Source organism: Streptomyces sp. NPDC020898, from assembly GCF_044333925.1.
Classification (GTDB): Bacteria; Actinomycetota; Actinomycetes; order Streptomycetales; family Streptomycetaceae; genus Streptomyces.
Genome location: NZ_JBIRRV010000007.1, coordinates 17521 through 38537, shown reverse-complemented (window position 1 = coordinate 38537; position 21017 = coordinate 17521). Strand labels below are relative to the sequence as shown.

The following is a 21017-nucleotide window of genomic DNA, read 5'->3' as shown; positions in this document are numbered from 1 at the left end:
TCGGCGCCGAGAAACGCCGTACCGGCCGTCACACCTGATCACTATGCTCGCGGCATGAGAGAGGTCACGGCAACCCGCTACGTCGAGCCCCTGAGATCGGGCGGTTCCGTCCCAGGGGTGGTCGAGGCCGACGACCTCGGCACCTACGTCGTGAAGTTCACCGGCTCCGCGCAGGGCCGCAAGGCGCTGGTCGCCGAAGTGATCGTCGGAGAGCTGGCCCGCGCCCTGGGACTGCGCTTCCCCGAACTCGTCCTCGTGCACTTCGACCCGGAGATCGCCGACGAGGAGCCCCACCAGGAAGTACGGGACCTGCACAGCGCCAGCGCCGGCGTGAACCTCGGCATGGACTACTTGCCGGGCGCGCGGGACTTCACCCCGGAGGTCGCCGAGCGCTGCACGGTCGACCCGCTGGAGGCCGGAAAGATCATCTGGCTCGACGCGCTGACCGTCAACGTCGACCGTACGGTCCACAGCTCCAACCTGATGATCTGGCCGACGCTCGGCATCGCGCACCCGCGCCTGTGGCTCATCGACCACGGCGCCGCCCTCGTCTTCCACCACCGCTGGGACGGCGCCGACCCCGGGAAGGCCTACGATTTCCGCCACCACGCCCTCGGCCACTACACCCCGGACACCCGGGCCGCCGACGCCGAACTGGCTCCCCGGGTGACCGAGGACCTGCTGCGTGGCATCGCGGCCGAGGTGCCGGACGCCTGGCTGGCCGGCGAACCGGGTTTCGCGACACCGGACGACGTCAGGGAGGCGTACGTCGGGTACCTGCACGCGCGTGTGCGGGCCTCGGCCGCCTGGCTGCCCACCGACTTCCCCACCCGGGAGGAACTCGCCGCCGAGGAGGCCCTCCGGGCGGCGAAGACACAGCGAGGCCGCCCGAGTTGGCTCAAGCGGGTCCCCGACCTGCATGGCAAGCCGGCGGCGGAACACGATTGGTCGGTACACCTCGGATGACTCAACTGACCCAGCTGACCCAGCGCGTCCAGATCGAGTACTGCACCCAGTGCAGCTGGCTGCCCCGCGCGGCCTGGCTGGCGCAGGAACTCCTCACCACCTTCGAGACCGAGCTGACGGAACTGTCCCTGAAGCCCGGCACCGGCGGTGTCTTCGTCGTCCGCGTCAACGACGAGGTGGTGTGGGACCGCCGCGAACAGGGCTTCCCGGAGCCCACGGCCGTGAAGAGGCTCGTACGCGACCGAGTGGCCCCGGGAAGGTCCCTGGGCCACTCGGACAAGCGTCTCTGATTGGCTTAGTGATCCCCAGTGTTGCTCAGGGATGTGAGCCAATCGCATTCGTGCCCTGGTGCCGAACGGCGGAAGCCGTCAGCCCTCGTGGCACGCCCCTCCGGACGCTGGTCGGTGAGGTCTCGCGAACTCACCGAGGGTGCCCGACGTCGCCTGGGCGCCGGGCGTGTGCGTAACACTCTGCCACGGGGTCGCTACGGATCGCTAATCCGACTGGTGGGCCTGCGGAGTGAGCTGACCGGAACGTGTCAGCCGCGCAGCTGCTCGTACGCCGGCAGGGTCAGGAAGTCCGCGTAGTCGGCGTCGAGGGCGACGGTGAGGAGCAGGTCGTGGGCCTGCTGCCAGTGGCCGGCCGTGAAGGCCTCCTCGCCGATCTCGGCGCGGACCGCGGCGAGTTCCTCGGCGGCGATCTCGCGGGCCAGCTCCGGGGTGGCCTTCACGGTGCTTCCCGCGTGCTCGAACTCGACGCCCGCGTTGATCCACTGCCAGATCTGGGAGCGTGAGATCTCGGCGGTGGCCGCGTCCTCCATGAGGTTGAAGATGGCGACCGCGCCGAGCCCGCGCAACCACGCCTCGATGTAACGGATGCCGACCTGCACGGCGTTGACGAGTCCGTCGTACGTCGGCGTGGCCTTCAGCGAGTCGACGGCGATCAGGTCGGCGGCCTCGACGTGGACGTCCTCGCGGAGGCGGTCCTTCTGGTTCGGCTTGTCGCCGAGGACCGCGTCGAAGGAGGCCATGGCGATCGGGACCAGGTCGGGGTGGGCGACCCAGGAACCGTCGAAACCGTCGCCGGCCTCACGGTCCTTGTCGGCCTTGACCTTCTCGAAGGCGACCTTGTTGACCTCTTCGTCGCGCCGGGACGGGATGAACGCCGCCATGCCGCCGATCGCGTGCGCACCGCGCTTGTGGCAGGTGCGGACGAGGAGTTCGGTGTAGGCGCGCATGAACGGGGCCGTCATCGTCACGGCGTTGCGGTCCGGGAGGACGAACTTGGCGCCGCCGTCACGGAAGTTCTTGACGATGGAGAAGAGGTAGTCCCAGCGGCCCGCGTTCAACCCCGAGGCGTGGTCGCGGAGTTCGTAGAGGATCTCCTCCATCTCGTACGCGGCCGTGATCGTCTCGATGAGGACGGTCGCACGGACCGTGCCCTGCGGGATGCCGACGTAGTCCTGCGCGAAGACGAACACCTCGTTCCACAGGCGGGCTTCGAGGTGCGACTCGGTCTTGGGGAGGTAGAAGTACGGGCCCTTGCCGAGGTCGAGGAGGCGCTGCGCGTTGTGGAAGAAGTAGAGGCCGAAGTCGACCAGGGCGCCGGGGACTTGCTGTCCGGCGACCTGGAGGTGGCGCTCGTTCAGGTGCCAGCCGCGGGGCCGCATGACGACGGTGGCGAGTTCGGCGTCGGCCTTGAGGGCGTACGACTTGCCGCTCCTCGGGTCCGTGAAGTCGATGTTCCGGGTGTACGCGTCGGCCAGGTTGACCTGACCGAGGACCACGTTCTCCCAGGTCGGCGCGGAGGCGTCCTCGAAGTCCGCGAGCCAGATCTTCGCACCCGAGTTGAGGGCGTTGATCGTCATCTTGCGGTCGGTGGGGCCGGTGATCTCGACGCGCCGGTCGTTCAGGGCCGCGGGGGACGGGGCCACCCGCCAGGAGTCGTCGGCGCGGATCGCGGCCGTCTCGGGGAGGAAGTCGAGGGTCGAGGTGCGGGCGATCTCGGCGCGGCGCTCCGCACGGCGCGCGAGGAGGTCGTCACGCCGGAACGTGAACCGCCGGTGCAGCTCGGCCACGAAGGCGAGCGCCGCGTCGGTGAGCACCTCCTCCTGCCGGGGCAGGGGCTCGGCGTCGACGATGGCCAGCGGGGACGGCGCTGGTGCGGACATGAGCGGTCACTTCCTTCAGCGGGCTGATACGGGCTGTTCTGGACTACATGGCACAGATGTTTCTGATCAGTGGATGCTAGTTTCCTCATCGTGGAAGTTCAATAATTTGTTGATATCGAGATTCTTCGTGCCGAGAAGCCGTCACCCGAGGCGGTCCAGGTCGACCGGCGTGTCGATGTCGTACGGCTGCGCCACATCTCCGCACTCGACGAGCGTGATCGCGTCGTCATGGGCCTTGAGATAGTCGCGGGCCCCGCGATCCCCGACCGCGGCCGCCGCGACGCCCGCCCAGTGCGCGGCGCCGAACAGGACCGGATGGCCGCGCATCCCGTCGTACGAGGCCGCCACGAGGGACTCCGTGGAGGTGTACGCGGCCAGGACGCGGGCCATGGCCTGTGGCCCGATGCCCGGCTGGTCGACGAGGGAGACGAGCGCGGCGGAGGCGGGGCGGGCCTCCGGGTCGCGCAGGGACGCCAGACCGGCCCGCAGCGAGGAACCCATGCCCTCCGCCCACTCCGGGTTGTCCACCAGCACGCACCCGGGCAGGACCGCCCGTTTCCGGACGTCCTCCGCCCGCGCTCCGAGGACGACGTGGACGGGGGCGCAGCCGGCCGTGCGCAGGGCGTCGGCCGCGTGCTCGACCAGGAGGCGCCCCCGGTGTTCGAGCAGTGCCTTGGGCCGCCCGCCGAGCCGCCGCCCCCCGCCTGCCGCGAGCAGCAGCCCCGCCACCTGGTCCGGTTCATCCGTCATGCCTCCTGCATACCGGACCCGGAGGCGCACCGGCGGCGTTCACGGGCTGAATTTCGGTCCTTGGTGTGGCGTCTGTCGCGCGGGTGGCGTTTACTTGCCCGCGTCCCCGGCGCCCGACCAGTGCCATGGGGGCGTGCGAGGCGCACGTGGGGGCGGGCGGGGAAGCTGTGTTGCGGAGCTTGGGGCAGAGGTCGGTGACCGGCAGCGACGAGGATCCGAGAGTGGCGGCGTTGCGGACCGCGGTGTCCCGGCTGCGCCGTGAACTCGCCGCGCACCCGGCCGAGTTCCCCGACCGTGGCATCGCCGAGGACGAACTGGCCTCCCTGGCCGCGATGGTGATCAGCGGCATCCCCGAAATCCGGCGCCTGCGCCGCTCGTTGCTCCTGGTCGCAGGCGCGATCGGCTCGGTCAGTGCACTCGCCCGGGGCCTGTCGGACGTACGCGCGGCGGTGGAGCTGTTCGGGGACGCGCCGCGTCGCTGAGCAGGGGAGGGGTCTAAGCGGTCCGGGTGAAGTCGGGTGCGCAACCCGCGTCCCAAAGGGGCGCGGGGCTGTATCGAACTGCGGCTCCGCCGCGATGGGGGTCCCCCCCCGGTCGAGCGAAGTCGAGAGTGGGGGAGCGACCAGCCCCCACCGGCCCGCGGCAAACGAACCGCATATCCCGCGGAGCGCTTAGTGGCCGGGGCTGCCCGAGCTGGCCAGTGCCACCGACAGTTCGGCGGCGACCTGCTTCAGTATGGGCACGATCTTCTCCGTCGCCTCGTCCGTGACCCGGCCCGCCGGGCCCGAGATCGAGATCGCGGCGGAGGTGGGGGAGTTGGGCACGGAGACCGCGAGGCAGCGGACGCCGATCTCCTGCTCGTTGTCGTCGACCGCGTAGCCGAGGCGCCGTACGTCCTCCAGGGCGGTCAGGAAGCCGTCCGCCGTGGTGATCGTCTTCTCCGTCGCGGCCGGCATGCCCGTACGGGCGAGCAGGGAACGCACCTCGTCCGGCGGCACGTTGGCGAGGAGGGCCTTGCCGACGCCGGTGGAGTGCGGCAGGACGCGCCGGCCCACCTCCGTGAACATGCGCATCGAGTGCTTGGACGGGACCTGCGCCACGTACACGATCTCGTCGCCGTCCAGGAGCGCCATGTTGGCCGTCTCGCCGGTCTCCTCGACCAGCCGGGCCAGGTAGGGGCGGGCCCAGGTGCCGAGCAGCCGGGACGCGGACTCGCCGAGGCGGATCAGGCGCGGGCCCAGCGCGTACCGGCGGTTGGGCTGCTGTCGTACGTAACCGCAGACCACGAGCGTGCGCATGAGCCGGTGGATGGTGGGCAGCGGCAGTCCGCTGCTCACGGACAGTTCGCTGAGGCCGACCTCGCCACCCGCGTCCGCCATGCGCTCCAGCAGATCGAAGGCGCGCTCCAGGGACTGGACGCCACCGCTGGCGGCGGCGGGTTTGGCGGCGTCGGTGGAACTGGCGCTGGGCGTGGGCACGGCGCGGTCCTTTCACGGCTGACAGGCGGAAGTGCAGCCTACCGGTCGGTTGCTTGACGGCTTGCTTGTGTGTAGCTACGTTCTGTTTTCTGGAACTATTGTTCCGTCTTGTGGAAACGTCCAGCTCGCCGCACGGTTGGCGCGCGGTCGGGCGGGTCGGCAGGGTGGCTCTTGACGGTATGACGTGGTCGGTGAAGACTCCTTCAACAGAACGTTGAATTCCGTTACGTGGAAGTTAACGGCGGGATTCACCGGTGACAGAGAGGGGTCCGGGTGTCCGACATCGAACTGGTGTTGCGCTCGACGCGCGTCATCACGCCCGAGGGGACGCGCGCGGCCACGGTCGCGGTCGCCGACGGCCGGATCACGGCCGTACTCCCGTACGAGGCCGCCGTACCGCCCGGCGCGCGCCTGGAGGACTTCGGCGACGACGTCCTGCTGCCCGGCCTGGTCGACACCCACGTACACGTGAACGACCCTGGACGGACGGAGTGGGAAGGCTTCTGGACCGCCACCCGCGCCGCGGCGGCCGGTGGCATCACCACCCTCGTCGACATGCCGCTGAACTCCCTCCCGCCGACGACGACGGTCGACCACCTCCGTACGAAGAAGGAGGTGGCGGCAGGCAAGGCGCACGTCGACGTCGGCTTCTGGGGCGGCGCGCTGCCCGACAACGTCAAGGACCTGCGCCCGCTGCACGACGCCGGTGTCTTCGGCTTCAAGGCCTTCCTGTCGCCGTCCGGCGTGGACGAGTTCCCGCACCTCGACCAGGAGCAGCTCACCCGGTCGCTGGCTGAGATCGCCGGATTCGACGGACTGCTCATCGTGCACGCCGAGGACCCGCACCACCTCGACGCGGCCCCGCAGCAGGGCGGTCCCGAGTACGCCCACTTCCTCGCCTCGCGCCCGCGCGGCGCCGAGGACACCGCGATCGCGAACCTGATCGCCCAGGCGAAGCGCCTGCACGCGCGCGTGCACGTCCTGCACCTGTCGTCGAGCGACGCCCTGCCGCTGATCGCCCAGGCGAAGGCGGAGGGCGTGCGGATCACGGTGGAGACGTGCCCCCACTACCTGACCCTCACCGCCGAGGAAGTCCCGGACGGGGCCAGCGAGTTCAAGTGCTGCCCGCCCATCCGCGAGGCCGCCAACCAGGACCTGCTGTGGCAGGCGCTGGCCGACGGCACCATCGACTGCGTGGTCACCGACCACTCGCCGTCCACGGCCGACCTCAAGACCGCCGACTTCGCGACGGCGTGGGGCGGCATCTCCGGCCTGCAACTGAGCCTCGCCGCGGTGTGGTCGGCGGCACGGACGAGGGGCCACTCCCTGGAGGACGTCGTGCGCTGGATGTCCACGCGTACGGCGGCACTGGCCGGGCTCGGGCAGAAGGGCGCGATCGAGGCGGGCCGCGACGCCGACTTCGCCGTACTCGCGCCCGACGAGACGTTCACCGTGGACCCGGCGGCGCTGCACCACCGCAACCGCGTGACGGCGTACGCGGGCAGGACGCTCAGCGGAGTCGTGAAGTCGACCTGGCTGCGCGGCGAACGCATCGTGGCGGACGGCGAGTTCACCGAGCCGAAGGGACAACTCCTCACCCGCCCCCTCTGATCCAGCCCGCTCCCCCTGCTCCCGCACCCGCAGCGGCCGACTCCGAAAGGCAGAACTGATCACCGTGACCGCGATTCCGAGCTTCACCGGCGACGCGAACCCCTACGGAGGCGGTGACCCGTACGCGGACTACCGCACCGCGGACTTCCCCTTCACCCGGTACGCCAACCTGGCCGACCGGCACCTCGGCGCCGGAGTCGTCGCCGCCAACGACGAGTTCTTCGCCGACCGCGAGAACATGCTCGTGCCCGGACCCGCCGAGTTCGTGCCCGAGAACTTCGGTCACAAGGGCAAGATCATGGACGGCTGGGAGAGCCGGCGCCGGCGCGGCGCGTCGGCCGAACACCCGTGGCCCACGGCGGAGGACCACGACTGGGCGCTGGTACGGCTCGGCGCGCCGGGCGTCGTACGCGGCATCGTGGTGGACACCGCCCACTTCCGCGGCAACTATCCGCAGGCCGTGTCGGTGGAGGGCGTGTCGCTGCCCGGCTCCCCGTCCCCCGAGGAACTGCTGGCGGACGACGTGAAGTGGACGACGCTGGTACCGCGCACGAAGGTCGGCGGACACGCGGCGAACGGCTTCGCGGTGTCGCTCGAACAGCGCTTCACACACCTGCGGGTCAACCAGCATCCCGACGGGGGCATCGCACGCCTGCGGGTGTACGGCGAGGTGGTGCCGGACCCGAAGTGGCTGGCGGTGCTGGGCACCTTCGACGTGGTCGCCCTGGAGAACGGCGGCCGGGCCGAGGACGCGTCCGACTTCTTCTACTCACCGGCCTCGAACACCATCCAGCCGGGCCGCTCCCGCAAGATGGACGACGGCTGGGAGACGCGGCGCCGCCGCGACCAGGGCAACGACTGGATCAGCTACCGGCTGGTCGCCCGGTCGGAGATCCGGGCGATCGAGATCGACACGGCGTATCTGAAGGGCAACAGCGCCGGATGGGCCACCGTGTCGGTCAGGGACGGTGAGGACGGCGAGTGGACGGAGATTCTCCCGCGCACCCGCCTCCAGCCCGACACCAACCACCGCTTCGTCCTGCCGGCGCCCGCGGTGGGCACGCACGCGCGCGTGGACATCTATCCCGACGGCGGGATCTCCCGCCTGCGACTCTTCGGCTCCCTGACGGAGACGGGCGCCGCGGAGCTGGCCGCCCGCCACCAGGAACTCGGCGGCTGAAAGACCGGACCGCGTGAACACCCCGGCACATACGGGGTGTTCACGCGGTGGGCGGCAGCAGGGCGTACGGGCTTTACCGTGGCCGGCGGACGGTGACCGTCACGCCGCGTGCCCGCCGTCCACGGCGAACTCGGCGCCCGTGACGTACGCCGCTCCCGTCAGATACGCGACCATCTCCGCCACCTCGTCCGCCACACCGAACCGGCCGAGCGCGGTGAGCGCCGCCTGGTCGGCCGCGTACGGTCCGTCGGCCGGGTTCATGTCGGTGTCGACCGGGCCGGGGTGCACGATGTTCGCCGTGATCCCGCGCGCGCCCAGCTCCCGGGCCAGTGCCTTCGTCAGACCGGTCAGCGCCGACTTGCTCATCGCGTAGAGCGTGCCGCCGGGCCCCGGGACGCGCTGTGCCATACAGCTGCCGATCGTGACGATCCGCCCGCCGGAGGGCATCCGCGCGGCGGCGGCCTGCGAGGCCAGGAACACCCCGCGCACATTCACCGCCAGCACGCGGTCGACATCGGCGAGGGCCAGGTTCTCCAGCGGTCCGAGGACGCCGACGCCCGCGTTGTTCACCAGCACGTCCAGCCCACCGAGCGCCTCCGCCGTACGCTCCACCGCCCCGGCGGCCTCCGCCGAGTCCGCCGAGTCCGCGCGCAGGGCCACCGCACGGCGCCCCAGCGCCTCGACGGCCCGTACGACGTCCTGGGCCGCCTCCTTGCCGTTCACATAGGTGACGGCCACGTCAGCGCCCTCCCGGGCGAGCCGCAGCGCCGTCGCCGCTCCGATGCCGCGGCTGCCGCCGGTCACCAGGGCCACCTTGCCGTTCAGGGTTGCCGAAATCGTTCCTTGAGAAGTCATGCGTCCATCACAGCCGCCGGGCCACCCCGACGCTGGCGGTGAACAGACATCGACGTCGACCGATGAGTTGCGGGCGCCGGTGGGGTCTGAGCTGATGACAAGAGACCCCTTCAGAGAGAGCAGGCACCCGCCATGGGCACCCTCACCCTCACGTCCTTCGTCAGCCTCGACGGCGTCCACCAGGCCCCCGGCGGCCCCCACGAGGACCCGCGTGGCGGCTTCGAGCAGGGCGGCTGGAGCGTTCCGTACGGGGACGAGGACTTCGGCCGGTTCATCACCGAGGTCTTCGAGCGCGTCGAGGCCTTCCTCCTGGGCCGCCGTACGTACGACATCTTCGCCTCGTACTGGCCCAAGGTCACCGACCCCGCCGACCCGGTCGCGTCCCGGCTCAACGGCCTGCCGAAGTACGTCGCCTCGTCGAGCCTCAGGGATCCCGAGTGGGCCGGCACGACCGTGCTGAGCGGTGATCTCGGCAAGGAGGTCGCCGCCCTCAAGGAGCGCACCGACGGTGAGCTCCAGGTGCACGGCAGCGGCGCTCTCGCCCAGTCCCTGTTCGCCCTCGACCTGGTCGACAAGGTCCACCTGCTGACCTTCCCCGTCGTCCTCGGCGCCGGCCGCCGCCTCTTCGCCGAGGGCGCCGTCCCGACCGCCTTCCGGCACGTGGGAGGCCGTACGACAGGGGCTGGCGTCTCCATCCAGACGTACGAGCTCGCGGGCCGCCCGGAGTACGGCACGTACGAGCTACCGGAAACCGCGTAACGCGGCGCCCGGACGACGCCGGCGCGTGGAGCATTCCTGTCAGAAGGCGGCGATGCCCTCCATGCCGGCCTCGGCGAAGACGGGCAGGCCCTCAGCTGTCGTGACCTTGGTGAGGGCGCCGTCGGCCTCGACGCGGAAACCGTCGACGGTTCCGGAGACGGCGTTCTGGACATAGACGAACCTCTCGTCCTCCGTCACGGCGAGGTCGATCACGCCCTGCGAGTTGGCGGAGGGCGGGGTGGCGACGCCCACGTCGTTGGTCAGGGCCAGCTTGCCTTGCTCGTCCATGCGGTACCCGGTGACGGTGGAGTTGCCGGTGTTGCCGCCGTAGAAGTACTTGCCCGCGCGCTCCAGCCAGCACAGGGTCTCCTGGCCGTTGGCCAGCGGCTGCTGAAGGACCTTCAGCTTGCCGTCGCCCTTCACCTGGTACGTCGTGACCGTGGACTTCTCGGCCTCGGCGACCAGCATCCGCTTCCCGGTCCCGTCGAAGCTGATCGCGAACGGGAACCCGCCGGCCGACTTGTTGACGACGGGTTCTGTCACGGCCGGGAGACCGTTCCGCTTCATCGGGAAGACCTCGACGGTGTTGTTGGACTTGGTGGTGACGACCAGGTTGCGACCGTCCGGGGTGAACTCGACCTCGCCGGGCGAGCTGGAGAACAGCGGGATGTCCTCGTTGTCCAGGCCGAGGGAACGGTGGGACCCCTGCAACGGCTTGAGCCCCTTGCCGGTGATCCTGAAGCCCTGGACGCTGCCCTCGCCGCCCGCGTTCATGACGTACGCGATCCCGCCGTGCACCGCGATGCTCGCCGGGAACTCCCCACCGGACTCCACGACGCGCCTGTCCTTCAGCTGCTGCCCGTCGACCCGGAAGGAGGTCACCGTGCCGCTGCCCGCGTTGACGGCCAGCAGCATGCCCGAAGCGTCGTCGTAGACGAGTGAGCCCTGGGAGGCGAGCGAGTCGGTGGGTGCGTCGATCTGGTCACCGCCCTTGCCACCGGTCGTGTAGGTCCCCGAGGGACTCAACTTGCCGTCGTCGGCCCGAGCGAACACATGGACGGTGTTGCCCTCCAGCTCGTTGCCCTGGACGAAGACGGCGTGGTCGGCCCCGGCACCGCTCCCGGAGTACTGACTGGCCGAGGCCAGGGACACGGCCACGGTGGCCGCCGTCGCGGAGGCGAGGGCTCCGCCGCCGATCATGATGCGCCGCGTCCTGGACTTCGCTCGGTGGGTTTTGTGGCTGCTGTTCATGTTCACGTCCCGGTCCTCTGTGTCTGCGCGGTGCGGTCCACGGCTGTGGACGGCACCAGAGTGGGCCGTGGGAGCGGTGTGCCGGCGGGGAACGGAGATCGCGTCAGACTCTCGTAAGAGTCCTGGTGACGGAGCGACAGGGCTTCCTGCATACGGCAGGTGACGAATCCCCGAGTCATCCGGCCCGAGGACGGCCAAGGTCTTACGGAACCCTTACGCGACCGCATCGGCGGACCCTCACGGGCCTACGCTCGCAGGCGTGTTGACCATCCGAAGCATCGCCCTCGTCACTGCCGCCCCGCTTGTGCTGGCTGCGGCGGGCATCGCGCATCCGCACGGGCTGTCCAGAGCGACGGCCTCGGACTGGACACAGTTGCACATCGCGCTTTTGCCGGTCTTTCCGCTGCTCACGGTCGGCCTCCTGGTTCCTTTGTGGCATCGGCCCCGACGAGGCCTCGTGGGCTTCGCCACCGTGGTGGCCTGGGCGGGTGCCCTCATCTACGCGGCCTTCTACACCGGTCTCGACGCGGTCGCCGGTATCGCGGCCGGAACCGCGGTCGAGCACGCCGGCGGGACAGCGAGCCTCGGGCCGATCAAGGATCCGCTCTACGACATGGGTGAGGCGCTCGGGCAGGCCGGCGCCTACGCCCTCATCGGCGCCGTCGCGGCCACGGCGGTCGCGCTGCTCCCGAAGTACGGCGTCCGGATCCTTCCCGGCACGATGGTGCTCCTCGTGGCCGGCTGGTCCTTCGTCGACAGCCACATCTTCTGGCCGCACGGCGTATGGACGATGCTCGGCTTCGCCCTGGGCTTCGCGCTGCTCGCCTGGGGGACCGGGAGCAGCGCCCCCACCGGCGAGGCCGGCGTGCTTCCCCGCCGCCAAGGGGGCGATCACGGGACTGGACGATGACCCGCGCCGACCACCTCGGCTGCACCATCCCGCCGGAGGCGGACGCGGGTTGGATCGGCGCCGCGGGGCCCGACCCGTCGTACCTGGCCCCTGGTTCGGGCGGCCCTGCTGAGCCGGACCGGGAGCCCAGCGCTTCCGACCTCTGTGTGTGACGGTGCGTCGTAAGGACTCCGTCATCGCCTGCGGGGTGGGGGACGGCAGCCCCACTCCGTTGAATGGGAGAGCAACAAGCAAACTCCCAAGAGTCGAGGCATGGATGAGGCGCGTGCGCAGGGTATTGACCGGGCCGTTGGCCATCGCGGTGCTGGTGGTGGCGGTCGGCGGAGTCGGCTTCGGGCTGTACTGGTTCCAGCCGTGGAAGCTGTGGCAGGACGAGACCGTCCAGGAGGCACTGCCAGCGGTGGTGGAGACGTCCGCTCCTCCTGCCGCGGCGCCCTCGGACGAGCCCTCCGCGCCGCCCTCCCCGGCCGGCGGTCCGCAGACGGTGGCGAGTGGTGAGCTGATCAGCCACGAGCACGCGACATCGGGCACGGTGAAACTCGTACGGCTGGCCGACGGCTCCCATGTCGTCCGGCTGGAGAACCTGGACACCAGTAACGGGCCGGACCTGCGTGTCTGGCTGACCGACGCTCCGGTGAAGCAGGGGCAGGCCGGATGGCATGTGTTCGACGACGGGAAGTACGTCAGTCTCGGCAAGCTGAAGGGCAACAAGGGAAGCCAGAACTACGTCCTGCCCAGTGAGGTCGATCCGTCGGGCTACAGCAGTGTGAGCATCTGGTGCGACCGTTTCGACGTCTCGTTCGGCGCCGCCGAGTTCGCCCGAGGGGGCGCTGTGGTTCGGGAGGGGTGACGTGAGACCCGGCAAGCCCGTAGCGAAAGATCATGAGGTCGCTCGTGAAGCCGGCGGTCGAACGTGCCTCGCCCCGCGGCGGTTGGGCGTGGGGGGACCGCGGGGCGAGGAGTTCACGTCAGACGATGGTGAAGGACTCGGCTTCGTCTGTTCGGCGCACGGACGGCCATGACCTGCTGCGCACAGACTTCACGAAGAGGGCTGCGCGGTTCAGGTCCCGCCCGGTGGACGGACTTCTCCGACGGCTACCCGATCGGAGCGTACGTCGCGTGTTCCTGTTGAGGACCTGGGATGTCAGCAGCCGTAGTCGACGAGGTCGAAGGTGGCGTAGTGGTCGGACGTGTAGTAGTCCTCCTGGGTTTCCTCGCCGGTGACGATGCGGCGGGCGCCGCGGGTTGAGGAGCCGGGGGTCTTGACCGTGTACTCGTGGTAGTAGCCGGTGCTCTGACTGGGCAGGACACCCTCCCTGTTCTGGAAGACGCCGCCGTCCTGCGAGTACGGGTAGGGGCCGCCCTGCGCAATCAGGTTGAGCGTGGTGTAGGCCTGCGACGGCAGGTCGCCGTAGCAGATGCTGCCGACCGCCGAGGTGGCGGCACCCGCGGTGCCGGCGGTGACGGTACCGCCGACGAGGAGGGCTGACAGGACGGCGGCCGCGGCGCCGATACGAGTGATCCGTGGGGGGAATCTCATGCCCTCATGATGACGCGCGTAGATAGTGGCATGTCAATGACAACTCCGGAGATTTTCCCGTCAAGTCCGATGAGTTTTCGGGAAGTTAACCTGGCGCACCGTGCCTCCATGCGGTCTGCACGCCAGGAACCCCGGAGGCTTCGGCGCTAGCTTCCCGTCTCGTCGCGCCGGCAGTGCAGGAAGAGGTGGGGCTCGGGCTCGGCGGTGGGGTGGTCCGGGGTGAAGAGGCTGCTGTTCCGGTCCAGCACCGTCAGACCGGCCGCCTCCACCATGCCGACGAAGTCCTCCTCGGCGAAGCTCGTCGCGCGGACGGGCTGCCCCATGAAGACGAACTCGACGTCTTCCGCGTCCACGGGCACGGTGGCCAGCACCAGATGCCCGCCGGGCCTCAGGGCCAGGGTCAGTCGCCGCATCAGAGCCGACTGCTCGGCGCGGGCCATCTGCAGCAGCGAGAAGAACACGCACACGCCGTCGAACGAGTCCGCCTCCAGCGGGAGCTCCCGGATGTCGACGCAGTGGAACTCGGCCTCGGGGACCTGGCGGACGGCGAGTTCGACCATGACGGGGGAGATGTCGACGCCCAGCACCGAGTGCCCCGCCCCGACGAGCGCCGCCGCGGTGGGCCGCCCGGTGCCGCTGCCCACGTCCAGTGTCCGCGCGGCGGACGGCAGCCGCTCGATCAGCCACTCCAGCGCGGACAGGTGCGCGGGGGCATGGGCGAACGCCTTCTCGTAGTCGGGGCCCAGCGCGTCGAACAGCACGGCAGCGGGCGGCCGTTGGTCCTCGTGCGTCACGTCAGTGTCCCTTCGTTCGCCGACCCGCATCGTCGCACCCGCCGGGCGCGTGCCACAACGGCCCACCGGTACGCGTCCCGGTGGGCCGGGCAGGGGAGAATGGGGGGCGTACCCACTGGTCGACCTTGCGGAGGAGCGGGACATGCAGAACGTGCGAGCGGGGCAGGTCGCCGGGTCCGAGGACCTCATCGATGTAGCCCGACTGGTCACGGCGTACTACGCGCTGCATCCCGACCCGGCGGAGCCAGGGCAGCGGGTGGCGTTCGGCACCTCGGGACACCGTGGTTCGTCACTCAACGCGGCGTTCAACGAGGACCACATCGCGGCCACCAGCCAGGCCATCTGCGAGTACCGCGACGCCCAGGGCACCGACGGCCCCCTCTTCCTCGGGGCCGACACCCACGCCCTGTCGGAGCCCGCGCGGATCACGGCACTTGAGGTGTTCGCCGCCAACGAGGTGACCGTCCTCATCGACCAGGCCGACGGCTACACGCCCACCCCGGCCGTCTCGCACGCCATCCTCGCCCACAACCGCGGCCGCACGTCCGGTCTCGCCGACGGCGTCGTGGTCACCCCCTCGCACAACCCGCCCGCGGACGGCGGCTTCAAGTACAACCCGCCGAGCGGCGGCCCCGCCGGTTCCGAGGCGACCTCCTGGATCCAGGACCGCGCCAACGAGATCATCACCGGCGGCCTGAAGGACGTACGGCGCATCCCCTACGCCCGTGCCCTGGCCGCACCCGGCACCGGCCGTTACGACTTCCTCGGCACCTACGTGGCCGACCTGCCGAACGTGCTGGACCTGGAGGCGATCCGGGCCGCCGGCGTGCGCATCGGCGCCGATCCGCTGGGCGGCGCGTCCGTCGCCTACTGGGGCCGTATCGGCGAACAGCACGGGCTCGACCTGACAGTGGTGAACCCGCTCACCGACCCCACCTGGCGCTTCATGACGCTGGACTGGGACGGCAAGATCCGCATGGACTGCTCCTCGCCGTACGCCATGGCCTCGCTCATCGAGCAGCGCGACCGGTTCGACATCGCCACCGGCAACGACGCCGACGCCGACCGGCACGGCATCGTCACGCCCGACGGGGGCCTGATGAACCCCAACCACTATCTGGCCGTGGCGATCTCGTACCTCTTCTCGCACCGGGAGCAGTGGCCCGCGGGCGCCGGGATCGGCAAGACCCTGGTGTCGTCCAGCATGATCGACCGGGCCGCGGCGGACCTCGGCCGCCCGTTGGTCGAAGTCCCGGTCGGCTTCAAGTGGTTCGTGGACGGCCTGTCCGACGGCTCGCTCGGATTCGGCGGTGAGGAGTCGGCCGGCGCGTCCTTCCTGCGCCACGACGGCTCGGTGTGGACCACCGACAAGGACGGCATCACCCTGGCCCTGCTCGCCTCCGAGATCACGGCCGTCACCGGAAAGACCCCGTCGCAGCACTACGCCCGGCTCACCGAGCGCTTCGGCGCCCCCGCCTACGCGCGCGTCGACGCCCCGGCCTCCCGCGAGGAGAAGGCGCTGCTCGCGAAGCTCTCCCCGAGCCAGGTCACCGCCGCCACCCTCGCCGGCGAGCCGGTCACCACGGTGCTCACCGAGGCCCCCGGCAACGGCGCCGCCCTCGGCGGCATCAAGGTCGCCACCGCCAACGCCTGGTTCGCGGCCCGCCCTTCGGGCACCGAGGACGTCTACAAGATCTACGGGGAGTCGTTCCTCGGCCCGGACCATCTGCGCCAGGTCCAGGAGGAGGCCAGGTCGGTGGTGCTGGCGGCGCTCGGCGCCTGACGCCGGTCATCAGGACTTCTGGCTCTCGGCGGCCGCGAACAGCGCGACCGACAGCACGAGCAGTGCCACGCTCGCGTAGATCTCGTAGCCGTCGAGGACACCGACCCGTTGTACGAGGCCCCAGTGCAGGTCGGTGAACTCGTGCAGCAGGCCCGCCGCGCCCTGCAGCAGGGCGAGAAGACCAGCGCCTTCCAGTAACTGCTTCATGCCAGGATCCTCGCCCCGCGGACCCTCCGCTTCCATCGGCCGCAGGGCGAGGCCTGTCCCTCCGAAGTCGCCGGTTGCCCGTCGCGGCGGCGCCGAAAGTCTGCGGCGGCGCGACTTTGGTCGACGATCACGTCTTCGCGGTGGGTGGGGCGGGCTGTCACTGCGTAGATTTGTCGACCGTGAGCAATGACCGGCCGACGCCAGCGCCCGACGGCGTTCCCCGGGCGGCGGTGGCTCTTCCCCTCGGCCGTCCTCGACGGACTCGACCCCGCCCCGGTTCCCGCCCCCGCTCCCGGCTCCGACCGGAAGCAGGCCGGACGGTTCGGAATGTCCGTACGGCCCCGGCGCACCGCACGCGACTGGGTCGTCGACTTCACCTGCTTCCTGCTGGCCGTCGTCATCGGCGTGCTGGGCGCGGACGCCCTGGCCGACGACCCGAACACCCCGCACGCCCTCGCCGTCGTCGACCAGTGGATCGGCGCTTTCTCCTGCGCCGCCGTCTGGCTGCGCCGCCGCTGGCCGCTGGGCCTCGCCGTCGCGATGCTCGCCGTCAGCCTCGTCTCGACCACCGCGGGCGGCGCCGGCCTGGTCGCGCTCTTCTCCCTCGCCGTGCACCGCCCCTTCCGGTACGTCGGCCCGGTCAGCGGTTTCTCCGTCGCAGTGATCCCGTTCTTCTACTGGCTGCGCCCCGACCCGGACCTGTCCTACTTCGTCTCGGTGGTCCTCAGCGTCCTGCTGACCGCGACCGCGGTCGGCTGGGGCATGTTCGTGCGGTCCAAGCGGCAGCTCATGCTGAGCCTGCGGGACCGGCTGCGGCGGGCCGAGACGGAGGCGGCGCTGCGGGCCGAGCAGGCACAGCGGCTCGCCCGCGAGGCCATCGCGCGCGAGATGCACGACGTGCTCGCCCATCGGCTCACCCTGCTGAGCGTCCACGCGGGCGCCCTGGAGTTCCGGCCCGACGCGCCCCAGGAGGAGGTGGCCCGGGCGGCCGGGGTCATCCGGGAGAGCGCCCACGAGGCCCTCCAGGACCTGCGGGAGATCATCGGCGTCCTGCGGGCCGGCGACTCGGAGGAGGCGGGACGCCCGCAGCCGACGCTGGCCGCGCTCGACACCCTGGTGACGGAGTCCCGCGAGGCCGGAATGAAGATCGTGCTGGACAGCCGGGTGACGGCACCGGCCGCCGTCCCCGCCTCCGTCGGCCGCACCGCCTACCGGATCGTCCAGGAGTGCCTCACGAACGCCCGCAAACACGCCCCCGGCGCCGAGGTCACGGTCTCCCTCGCGGGCGGCCCGGGCGACGGCCTGACCATCTCCGTACGCAATCCGGCGCCCCCGGGGGAGGTCCCGCCGGTCCCTGGCTCCGGACAGGGCCTCATCGGCCTGACCGAGCGCGCGACCCTGGCGGGCGGCCGGCTGGAGCACGGCGAGGAGAGGGACGGCGACGGGGGAAGGGTCGGGGGATTCGCGGTACGGGCCTGGCTGCCGTGGGGAGCGTGACGGGACCGTCAGCCGCGTAGGACGAGACCTCTTTAAGAAGAAGCCCCTTTCAGTCGCGCACCGTACGCGGTACCACCCGCTGCCCCGCCTCCCCGTACACCCATGCCGAGGTCTCCTCGATGAACTCGGTGGGGAAGCCCGGCCGGAATCCGGTCGTCTCGTCCAGCGTGTCCACGAGGTCGGCGGGGAGCGTCAGTTCGGCCGCGCCGAGGTTGTCCATGAGCTGCCCGACCCGGCGCGCACCCACGATCGGATGCACCGCGGGAGAGCGCGCCATGGTCCACGCGATGGCCACCTGCGCCGGGGACGCGCCGAGTTCGTCCGCCGCCGACTGCACGGCCCGCGCCACCGCGTGCTCGCGCTCACCGATCGCGTCCGCGGCCAGCCGTACCGACTCGTCGGGGGCGATGCCCCGCGCGCGCGTGTACTTGCCGGACAGGATGCCGTTCTGGAGCGGACTCCACGCCGCCACCGACATCCCGAACGCCTCGGCCATCGGCAGCAGTTCACGCTCGATGTCCCGGTTCAGCAGGCTGTACGGCACCTGGAGCGCGGCGAACTCCGACCAACCCCGCCACTGGGCCAGGGTGTTGGCCCGGGACACCACCCAGGCCGGCGCGTCCGAGATACCGACGTACAGCACCTTCCCGGAGCGCACGGCGTCGTCGAGGGCGCGCATGGTCTCCTCGACGGGCGTGGCACGGTCCCAGATGTGCACCCAGTACACGTCGACGTAGTCCGTACCGAGCCGGCGCAGGCTCGTCTCCAGGGACAGCGTGAGGTTCTTGCGGTGGTTGCCGGCGGCGTTCGGATCGGCGCCGTCGCGCGAGATCGTGTACTTCGTGGACAGTACGAGCCGGTCGCGCCGCCCCCTGAGGAGTTCGCCCAGGATCGTCTCGCTGGCGCCACCACGGTAGTTGATCGCGGTGTCGACGACGTTCCCGCCGGCGTCCTCGTACGCGCCGAGGATGCGCGCGCACTCCTCCTTGGGCGCCCCCACCCCGCCCTGCTCACCGAAAGTCATGGCCCCCAGGAAGAGTTCGGAGACACGGAGGCCGGTCCGGCCCAGCAGTCGGTAGCGCACGAAAGGCCCCTCATTTCACGGGAGTTCAGGTCGGCAATGTATCTGTGCGCCGCCCGTGTACGTCCAGGCGCCGCCCAACCGTGATTACGTAGGGCCATGACCGTGATCAGACTGCTCCTCGTCGACGACGACCCGCTGGTACGGGCAGGCCTGTCCTTCATGATGGGCGGCGCCGACGACATCGAGATCGTCGGCGAGGCGGCCGACGGCAGCGAGGTCGAGGAACTCGTCGGCCGCACCGGCCCGGACGTCGTGCTCATGGACATCCGGATGCCGACGGTGGACGGACTCGTCGCCACCGAGCGCCTGCGGGCTCGCAAGGACGCCCCGCAGGTCGTGGTCCTCACCACCTTCCACGCCGACGACCAGGTGCTGCGCGCCCTGCGCGCGGGCGCCGCCGGGTTCGTCCTCAAGGACACCCCGCCCGCCGAGATCCTGGCGGCGGTACGCCGTGTAGCGGCCGGCGACCCCGTTCTCTCGCCCGCCGTGACCCGCCAGTTGATGGCCCACGCGGCGGGCGGCACGGCGGACACCCGGCGGGCCGGCGCCCGGGGGCGGATCGGCGCGCTGAACGACCGTGAACGCGAGGTCGCCGTCGCCGTCGGCGAGGGCCGGTCGAACGCCGAGATCGCCGCCGCGCTGTTCATGAGCGTCGCCACCGTCAAGACGCATGTCTCCCGCATCCTCGCCAAGCTCGACCTCAACAACCGGGTTCAGATCGCCCTGTTGGCCTACGACGCCGGCCTCCTGGAAGAGAACGGGCAGGACGGGCACTGAGGGCTCCGCCGGACATGCGGTTGGTCTGCGCGGGTCGGTGGGGGCTGGCCGCGCCCCGCGGCGGAGCCGCAGGTCGATACAGCCCCGCGCCCCTTTGGGGCGCGGGTCGCGCACCCGACTTCACCAGGCCGCTCAGCGGGCGGCGCCGCGCGTTCTCATGACACTGGGCGGGACCGCGCCCCGGCCCGGCCCGGCGGCCGGCTGCCGCGGGGTACGGAGCCTGCCGCTGCGGCGGCGGCTCATCGGCCCGGGCTCGCCGGGGGATCTGGATGCTGCGCCGCCGCGATGCTCCTCAGTCCCGTCCGCCCGGGATCTCCGCGAGGTGTACGGGTCTGCGCTCCCGTCTCGACAGTTCGCAGGCCTCGGCGACGCGCAGCGCCTGGAGCGCCTCACGGCCGTCACAGGGGTTGGCCCGCTCTCCGCGCACCACTTCGACGAAGGCCGACAGTTCGGCCTCGTAAGCGGGGCCGAAGCGCTCCAGGAAGCCTGTCCAGGGCTTGCTCGCGGCCGGCGGTCCGGCCGGTTCGGTGGACGTGATGGGCGTACGGTCGTCCAGGCCGACGCCGACCTGGTCCAGTTCGCCGGCCAGCTCCATGCGCACGTCGTAGCCCGCGCCGTTCATGCGCGTCGCCGTCGCCGTGACCAGCGTGCCGTCGTCCAGGGTGAGGACCGCGGCGGCCGTACCGATGTCGCCCGCCTCGCGGAACATCGGGGGTCCGGTGTCCGACCCGGTCGCGTACACCTCGACGATCTCGCGCCCCGTCACCCAGCGCAGGATGTCGAAGTCGTGGATGAGGGTGTCCCGGTACAGCCCGCCGGACAACGGCAGGTACTCGGGCGGGGGCGGTGTCTGGTCCGACGTCATCATGCGGACGGTGTGCAGACGGCCGAGCTTCCCGGAGTGCACGGCCTCACGGGCGCCCGTGTAGCCGGTGTCGAAGCGGCGCTGGAAGCCCATCTGAAGGATCGTGCCGGCCGCCTCCACCTCGGCGATCGCGGCCAGGGTCGCGGGCAGATCGAGCGCTATGGGCTTCTCGCAGAACACCGGGAGACCCGAGCGTGCTGCCCGACCGATCAGTTCGGCGTGGGCAGAAGTGGCCGCGGTGATCACCACGGCGTCCACGCCCCAGGTGAAGATCTCGTCGACGCCCGGCGCGGCCGTCGCCCCTAAGCGGTGCGCGAGATCCTGTGCCCGCCCGCTGTCCGCGTCCGTGACGATGAGGGATCCGCCGACTTCGCGGTGCTGACTGAGGGTGTTCGCGTGGAATGTGCCGATACGGCCCGTCCCGATGACTCCGATGCGCATGAGAACCAAACTGGGGTCCGACCAGGCAAGCTGTCAATGCGTATGTCCGGACAATCGAACTACACGACTTCCCGTCAACAACGCCCGGAGCTACGCTCG

21 protein-coding genes and 1 pseudogene are annotated in these 21017 nt (G+C 70.8%); 12 read left to right on the top strand and 10 right to left on the bottom strand.

The window, feature by feature from the left end; genetic code table 11:
- Nucleotides 1-54: 54 nt before the first annotated feature.
- Both ACH4TV_RS22655 and ACH4TV_RS22650 read left to right on the top strand, forming a co-directional pair.
- Nucleotides 55-966, top strand: a complete 912-nt coding sequence (locus ACH4TV_RS22655) for a HipA family kinase (RefSeq protein ID WP_398400815.1) — start codon at nt 55-57, stop codon at nt 964-966.
- Between the two features lie 14 nt (nt 967-980).
- Nucleotides 981-1256 carry a SelT/SelW/SelH family protein gene (locus ACH4TV_RS22650; protein WP_398401598.1) on the top strand — a complete coding sequence of 92 codons (276 nt, stop codon included), beginning with the start codon at nt 981-983 and terminating at the stop codon, nt 1254-1256.
- 248 nt (nt 1257-1504) lie between these two features.
- Here ACH4TV_RS22650 and aceB read toward each other — a convergent pair whose 3' ends face one another.
- Together aceB and ACH4TV_RS22640 are read right to left on the bottom strand one after the other, a co-directional pair.
- Entirely contained in the window at nt 1505-3136 is a 1632-nt protein-coding gene (gene aceB / locus ACH4TV_RS22645) for a malate synthase A (RefSeq protein ID WP_398400813.1), read from the bottom strand.
- Nucleotides 3137-3277: 141 nt separating this feature from the next.
- Nucleotides 3278-3886 carry an NTP transferase domain-containing protein gene (locus ACH4TV_RS22640; RefSeq protein ID WP_398400811.1) on the bottom strand — a complete coding sequence of 203 codons (609 nt, stop codon included), beginning with the start codon at nt 3884-3886 and terminating at the stop codon, nt 3278-3280.
- A 167-nt stretch (nt 3887-4053) separates the two neighbouring features.
- Between ACH4TV_RS22640 and ACH4TV_RS22635 the strand changes: the two genes are divergently transcribed.
- The gene (locus tag ACH4TV_RS22635) at nt 4054-4368 is read left to right on the top strand and encodes a DUF5955 family protein (RefSeq protein WP_398400809.1); all 315 of its coding nucleotides are present in this window, start codon (nt 4054-4056) and stop codon (nt 4366-4368) included.
- Between the two features lie 189 nt (nt 4369-4557).
- On the opposite strand, the gene ACH4TV_RS22630 is transcribed toward ACH4TV_RS22635, so the two are convergent.
- On the bottom strand, nt 4558-5364 hold the full coding sequence (locus tag ACH4TV_RS22630; RefSeq protein WP_398400807.1) for an IclR family transcriptional regulator: 807 nt from the start codon (nt 5362-5364) through the stop codon (nt 4558-4560).
- 273 nt (nt 5365-5637) lie between these two features.
- On the opposite strand from ACH4TV_RS22630, the gene allB reads away from it, so the two are divergent.
- Together allB and alc are read left to right on the top strand one after the other, a co-directional pair.
- Nucleotides 5638-6975 carry an allantoinase AllB gene (allB, locus tag ACH4TV_RS22625; protein WP_398400805.1) on the top strand — a complete coding sequence of 446 codons (1338 nt, stop codon included), beginning with the start codon at nt 5638-5640 and terminating at the stop codon, nt 6973-6975.
- A 64-nt stretch (nt 6976-7039) separates the two neighbouring features.
- Complete coding sequence (alc, locus tag ACH4TV_RS22620) at nt 7040-8155, top strand: allantoicase (RefSeq protein ID WP_398400803.1); 1116 nt, start codon at nt 7040-7042, stop codon at nt 8153-8155.
- A gap of 99 nt (nt 8156-8254) precedes the next feature.
- On the opposite strand, the gene ACH4TV_RS22615 is transcribed toward alc, so the two are convergent.
- The gene (locus ACH4TV_RS22615) at nt 8255-9010 is read right to left on the bottom strand and encodes an SDR family oxidoreductase (RefSeq protein WP_398400801.1); all 756 of its coding nucleotides are present in this window, start codon (nt 9008-9010) and stop codon (nt 8255-8257) included.
- A gap of 132 nt (nt 9011-9142) precedes the next feature.
- Between ACH4TV_RS22615 and ACH4TV_RS22610 the strand changes: the two genes are divergently transcribed.
- Entirely contained in the window at nt 9143-9769 is a 627-nt protein-coding gene (locus tag ACH4TV_RS22610) for a dihydrofolate reductase family protein (protein ID WP_398400799.1), read from the top strand.
- A 39-nt stretch (nt 9770-9808) separates the two neighbouring features.
- On the opposite strand, the gene ACH4TV_RS22605 is transcribed toward ACH4TV_RS22610, so the two are convergent.
- Complete coding sequence (locus ACH4TV_RS22605; RefSeq protein WP_398401596.1) at nt 9809-11020, bottom strand: lactonase family protein; 1212 nt, start codon at nt 11018-11020, stop codon at nt 9809-9811.
- A gap of 259 nt (nt 11021-11279) precedes the next feature.
- Here ACH4TV_RS22605 and ACH4TV_RS22600 point away from each other — a divergent pair, with 259 nt between their 5' ends.
- The 3 genes and pseudogenes from ACH4TV_RS22600 to ACH4TV_RS22590 all read left to right on the top strand — a co-directional run bounded on the left by ACH4TV_RS22600 (nt 11280) and on the right by ACH4TV_RS22590 (nt 12780).
- Nucleotides 11280-11930 (top strand): hypothetical protein, encoded by a 651-nt coding sequence (locus ACH4TV_RS22600; RefSeq protein WP_398400797.1) that lies wholly within the window; start codon nt 11280-11282, stop codon nt 11928-11930.
- An 11-nt stretch (nt 11931-11941) separates the two neighbouring features.
- Nucleotides 11942-12037, top strand: a pseudogene (locus tag ACH4TV_RS22595) (flavodoxin family protein); the annotation flags it as partial.
- Between the two features lie 149 nt (nt 12038-12186).
- Nucleotides 12187-12780 (top strand): DM13 domain-containing protein, encoded by a 594-nt coding sequence (locus ACH4TV_RS22590; protein ID WP_398400795.1) that lies wholly within the window; start codon nt 12187-12189, stop codon nt 12778-12780.
- 294 nt (nt 12781-13074) lie between these two features.
- Here the strand turns inward: ACH4TV_RS22590 and ACH4TV_RS22585 are convergent, their stop codons facing one another.
- Both ACH4TV_RS22585 and ACH4TV_RS22580 read right to left on the bottom strand, forming a co-directional pair.
- On the bottom strand, nt 13075-13470 hold the full coding sequence (locus ACH4TV_RS22585) for a ribonuclease domain-containing protein (RefSeq protein WP_398400793.1): 396 nt from the start codon (nt 13468-13470) through the stop codon (nt 13075-13077).
- Between the two features lie 146 nt (nt 13471-13616).
- A complete protein-coding gene (locus ACH4TV_RS22580) occupies nt 13617-14294 on the bottom strand; it encodes a class I SAM-dependent methyltransferase (RefSeq protein ID WP_398400791.1) in 678 nt (225 codons plus the stop codon).
- Nucleotides 14295-14406: 112 nt separating this feature from the next.
- On the opposite strand from ACH4TV_RS22580, the gene pgm reads away from it, so the two are divergent.
- Nucleotides 14407-16047 carry a phosphoglucomutase (alpha-D-glucose-1,6-bisphosphate-dependent) gene (gene pgm / locus ACH4TV_RS22575; protein ID WP_398400789.1) on the top strand — a complete coding sequence of 547 codons (1641 nt, stop codon included), beginning with the start codon at nt 14407-14409 and terminating at the stop codon, nt 16045-16047.
- 9 nt (nt 16048-16056) lie between these two features.
- Here the strand turns inward: pgm and ACH4TV_RS22570 are convergent, their stop codons facing one another.
- The gene (locus tag ACH4TV_RS22570; protein WP_398400787.1) at nt 16057-16254 is read right to left on the bottom strand and encodes a hypothetical protein; all 198 of its coding nucleotides are present in this window, start codon (nt 16252-16254) and stop codon (nt 16057-16059) included.
- 186 nt (nt 16255-16440) lie between these two features.
- On the opposite strand from ACH4TV_RS22570, the gene ACH4TV_RS22565 reads away from it, so the two are divergent.
- Entirely contained in the window at nt 16441-17751 is a 1311-nt protein-coding gene (locus ACH4TV_RS22565; protein ID WP_398400785.1) for a histidine kinase, read from the top strand.
- A 49-nt stretch (nt 17752-17800) separates the two neighbouring features.
- On the opposite strand, the gene ACH4TV_RS22560 is transcribed toward ACH4TV_RS22565, so the two are convergent.
- On the bottom strand, nt 17801-18835 hold the full coding sequence (locus ACH4TV_RS22560) for an aldo/keto reductase (RefSeq protein ID WP_398400783.1): 1035 nt from the start codon (nt 18833-18835) through the stop codon (nt 17801-17803).
- A gap of 96 nt (nt 18836-18931) precedes the next feature.
- Here ACH4TV_RS22560 and ACH4TV_RS22555 point away from each other — a divergent pair, with 96 nt between their 5' ends.
- Nucleotides 18932-19612, top strand: coding sequence for a response regulator (locus ACH4TV_RS22555; protein ID WP_398400781.1), 681 nt, complete (start codon nt 18932-18934; stop codon nt 19610-19612).
- A gap of 292 nt (nt 19613-19904) precedes the next feature.
- Here ACH4TV_RS22555 and ACH4TV_RS22550 read toward each other — a convergent pair whose 3' ends face one another.
- Complete coding sequence (locus ACH4TV_RS22550; RefSeq protein WP_398400779.1) at nt 19905-20918, bottom strand: Gfo/Idh/MocA family oxidoreductase; 1014 nt, start codon at nt 20916-20918, stop codon at nt 19905-19907.
- Between the last annotated feature and the right edge of the window lie 99 nt (nt 20919-21017).

Bases quoted from the DNA above. Each gene is read 5' to 3' on its own strand.
- ACH4TV_RS22655 (WP_398400815.1), top strand. From the start codon at position 55: ATGAGAGAGGTCACGGCAACCCGCTACGTCGAGCCCCTGAGATCGGGC.
- aceB (WP_398400813.1), bottom strand. From the start codon at position 3,136: ATGTCCGCACCAGCGCCGTCCCCGCTGGCCATCGTCGACGCCGAGCCC.
- ACH4TV_RS22640 (WP_398400811.1), bottom strand. From the start codon at position 3,886: ATGACGGATGAACCGGACCAGGTGGCGGGGCTGCTGCTCGCGGCAGGC.
- ACH4TV_RS22615 (WP_398400801.1), bottom strand. From the start codon at position 9,010: ATGACTTCTCAAGGAACGATTTCGGCAACCCTGAACGGCAAGGTGGCC.
- ACH4TV_RS22610 (WP_398400799.1), top strand. From the start codon at position 9,143: ATGGGCACCCTCACCCTCACGTCCTTCGTCAGCCTCGACGGCGTCCAC.
- ACH4TV_RS22605 (WP_398401596.1), bottom strand. From the start codon at position 11,020: ATGAACAGCAGCCACAAAACCCACCGAGCGAAGTCCAGGACGCGGCGC.
- ACH4TV_RS22590 (WP_398400795.1), top strand. From the start codon at position 12,187: ATGAGGCGCGTGCGCAGGGTATTGACCGGGCCGTTGGCCATCGCGGTG.
- ACH4TV_RS22585 (WP_398400793.1), bottom strand. From the start codon at position 13,470: ATGAGATTCCCCCCACGGATCACTCGTATCGGCGCCGCGGCCGCCGTC.
- ACH4TV_RS22580 (WP_398400791.1), bottom strand. From the start codon at position 14,294: ATGCGGGTCGGCGAACGAAGGGACACTGACGTGACGCACGAGGACCAA.
- pgm (WP_398400789.1), top strand. From the start codon at position 14,407: ATGCAGAACGTGCGAGCGGGGCAGGTCGCCGGGTCCGAGGACCTCATC.
- ACH4TV_RS22570 (WP_398400787.1), bottom strand. From the start codon at position 16,254: ATGAAGCAGTTACTGGAAGGCGCTGGTCTTCTCGCCCTGCTGCAGGGC.
- ACH4TV_RS22565 (WP_398400785.1), top strand. From the start codon at position 16,441: ATGACCGGCCGACGCCAGCGCCCGACGGCGTTCCCCGGGCGGCGGTGG.
- ACH4TV_RS22555 (WP_398400781.1), top strand. From the start codon at position 18,932: ATGACCGTGATCAGACTGCTCCTCGTCGACGACGACCCGCTGGTACGG.
- ACH4TV_RS22550 (WP_398400779.1), bottom strand. From the start codon at position 20,918: ATGCGCATCGGAGTCATCGGGACGGGCCGTATCGGCACATTCCACGCG.